4 protein-coding genes are annotated in these 2,473 nt (G+C 67.0%); 1 reads left to right on the top strand and 3 read right to left on the bottom strand.

What is annotated here, in order from left to right; genetic code table 11:
- From FVW27_RS13000 to FVW27_RS12990, 3 genes are all read right to left on the bottom strand, one after another.
- Positions 1 to 465: C-GCAxxG-C-C family protein (locus FVW27_RS13000; protein ID WP_167125765.1), on the bottom strand; the 465-nt coding region annotated here is incomplete at its 3' end.
- A gap of 129 nt (positions 466 to 594) precedes the next feature.
- The gene (locus FVW27_RS12995; protein WP_167125763.1) at positions 595 to 1,116 is read right to left on the bottom strand and encodes a rhodanese-like domain-containing protein; all 522 of its coding nucleotides are present in this window, start codon (positions 1,114 to 1,116) and stop codon (positions 595 to 597) included.
- A 70-nt stretch (positions 1,117 to 1,186) separates the two neighbouring features.
- Positions 1,187 to 1,762: a MauE/DoxX family redox-associated membrane protein gene (locus FVW27_RS12990; protein ID WP_167125761.1), complete on the bottom strand. Its 576-nt coding sequence runs from the start codon at positions 1,760 to 1,762 to the stop codon at positions 1,187 to 1,189.
- Positions 1,763 to 1,865: 103 nt separating this feature from the next.
- Between FVW27_RS12990 and FVW27_RS12985 the strand changes: the two genes are divergently transcribed.
- Positions 1,866 to 2,473 (top strand): cobalt-precorrin-5B (C(1))-methyltransferase (locus FVW27_RS12985; RefSeq protein WP_167125758.1); only part of this gene is annotated, 608 nt, incomplete at its 3' end.

Below are 2,473 nucleotides of genomic sequence, written 5' to 3'. Positions count from 1 at the left end.
GGCGGCCACGGCGCCGCTCAGCGCGCCGCAGGTGCAGCCCGCGCCGCCCATACCCTGGCAAAACGGCGTGCCCAGTGCGGCGGCCCGGTCAGGGGAAAGGGGACCGCCCAGCGCTTCGGCCACGGCATGCAGGACGGCCTCTGCACACAACAGCTGGCGGGTATCGAACAGGTTCTCGGCCCGGCGGCGAATGGCTTCGACTACCTGATCGCCCGGGGCGGGACCGGACAACGCGGAAGAACCAACGCTTGCGGTATCGACGGGCGTTGTGCACTCATACCCAACCTCACCACCGCAGCCGACCGCATCATGACTGTCATCCTGCCCGTCATCGGAACAGACGCCAGGGCAGACGTCAGGGCAGCCACCGGAGCAGTCACCAACACAACCACCATCGCTGCACTGCGCACCGGTAGTGTGTGTCGCGCCGTCTGCGCCCGGAATCGGATGGAGACCTGTCTTCATGCTTGTCCTGTTGTACATCGCCAAAACCGGCGGTGACCGGCGGAGAATCTGCGTATCATCAGACCGGAGTATCCGGCAAAAAAAGAAAAAGGCGGGGCGCCGCGTGGTGCGCCGCCCCGCCGGAATCGGCTAGTTCACGGCCTTCACGGGGTACTGGGCTTCCTTCCAGGCCATGATGCCGCCGGGCAGGCGATACACCTTGGTGTAGCCCAGCTTCTTGGCCCACACCGCGCCGTTGTGCGAGCGGGTGCACTTCACGAAGCCGCAGTAGAACACCAGCGGACGGTCCTTGTCCGGGCCGAGCAGCTTTTCGAAGTCCTGCTCGCTCTTGTCGCCGGTCTCGGTCATCTTCCATTCCGGCATGTCCGGGATGGGGAACAGGAACTGCACCGCATTGGGAATGTGGTTCTTCTTGTACGAATCCTCGAAGGGCATGGTATCCACGATGAGCATGTCCTTGCCCTCGTCCTGCCACTTCTTCAGTTCCGCCACGGTAAGCAGCTCGTAGCCGCCCTTGGCGGTGTCGCGCGCCAGCTTCACGGCCTTGGCCTCCATATCCACCTCGGACGGCCCGGCAAACGGATTGTTGCACCCGGCAAGGCCAAGCGCGGCAAGCAGCACCAACGGGGCAACCAGCTTCTTCATGAACATCGCAACCTCCTCAAGAGTTTATGAAACGAAATATTGTGCGCTGCAGCCTTCGCTCCATGCCAGCGGCCGTTCAGGCCATGCGGCGGCGCAAGCGACGCCAGGCGCACAGATAGGCCACACCAGCCAGCAGCGCGAGGTCGCGCACGAACGCCCCGCGCAGGGCGGAACCATCCTGCACGCCTTCCGGCAATTCGCCGGGGGCAAAGCAGCCGCAGTCGCCAATGGACAGCCCGGTCGCCAGCGCGTATCCCAGCACGCCGAGAAACAGCAGGCACATGGCGGCTATGGCCGCCAGGCTACCGCGCACGGCGAACAGCAGCCCCACCCCGGCGATCACCTCTGCCAGGGGCAGCAGCAGCGCCACCGGCCCCACGGCCCACACGGGCAATATTCCGTAATGGTGGATGATTTCGGCAAATCCGCGCACGTCGGCCAACTTGGCACCGCCCGCCGCCATAAAGACCAGCGCCAGGGCCCCGCGCACCGCGCGCTGGCACCACACGCCGGACAGCAGCCGCAGCACGGCGTCGGCAAACGCGGTGAGCGCGCCTGACGGGACGGCAGACGGAGCGGCAACGCCCCCGGCAACCTGCCCGGCGTACCCGGTCCCCCTGCTGCTGCGTGGCGAGACATTTCCTGATAGCATGCTCCGGTGCTTACAGAGCAACGCCCCGGCGTCAAATAGATTGTTCCAATCCATTGATATGAAAAATATTTGTCCGCACAATACATCGACCGGCACGTCCGGCATGCCTGGTACGTCCGGCGACCCGCCCGTCAACGCACCGCCGCATGGGGCGGAACTGCGCGAGGGCTTCACCACCGGTTCCGCCATGGCCGCCGCCGCCATGGCCGCCCTGCGCCTGCTGTTGCGCGGCGAGGCCCCGGACAAGGTGCCCGTGCCGCTGCCGCCGTTCACCATCGACATTGAAAGCAGCGGGAACGGCGGGGGCGATGCAGCCCCGGCAGGCTGGCTGGACGTACCCGTGGAAGAAGTGACCCGCCTCGGCTCCGTGCACGCGGACATCCGCGCGGCACTGGGCGTGGTGATCAAGGACGGCGGCGACGACCCGGACGCAACCCACCGGGCGCGCATCGAGGCGCTGGTGGAATGTGCCCCCGCCGGTGTGGCTTTGCCGGAATGCGCGGACAATCCGACCGGGGACTGCGTGCCCGGCCTGCCCGATACGTCCGTTACGCCCGACTCGGCCAACCTGCCCGGCACGCCGGACCTGCTCCTGCCGTTTCCCGGTTGCGATGCGTCCATCGGTGCCCCCACCCCCACGCCGCGGCCCCCCCTTTCACCCGCCGCCTGCCCCCCCCACGCCGGAGTCACCGTGCTGCTGCGCGGCGGCAC

It is taken from the genome of Nitratidesulfovibrio liaohensis, from assembly GCF_011682075.1.
GTDB lineage: Bacteria > Desulfobacterota > Desulfovibrionia > Desulfovibrionales > Desulfovibrionaceae > Cupidesulfovibrio > Cupidesulfovibrio liaohensis.
Note: the sequence above shows the minus strand (reverse complement) of the source record. Positions and strands in the feature narration are given on the sequence as shown.

Bases quoted from the DNA above. Each gene is read 5' to 3' on its own strand.
- FVW27_RS12995 (WP_167125763.1), bottom strand. From the start codon at position 1,116: ATGTTCATGAAGAAGCTGGTTGCCCCGTTGGTGCTGCTTGCCGCGCTT.
- FVW27_RS12990 (WP_167125761.1), bottom strand. From the start codon at position 1,762: ATGCTATCAGGAAATGTCTCGCCACGCAGCAGCAGGGGGACCGGGTAC.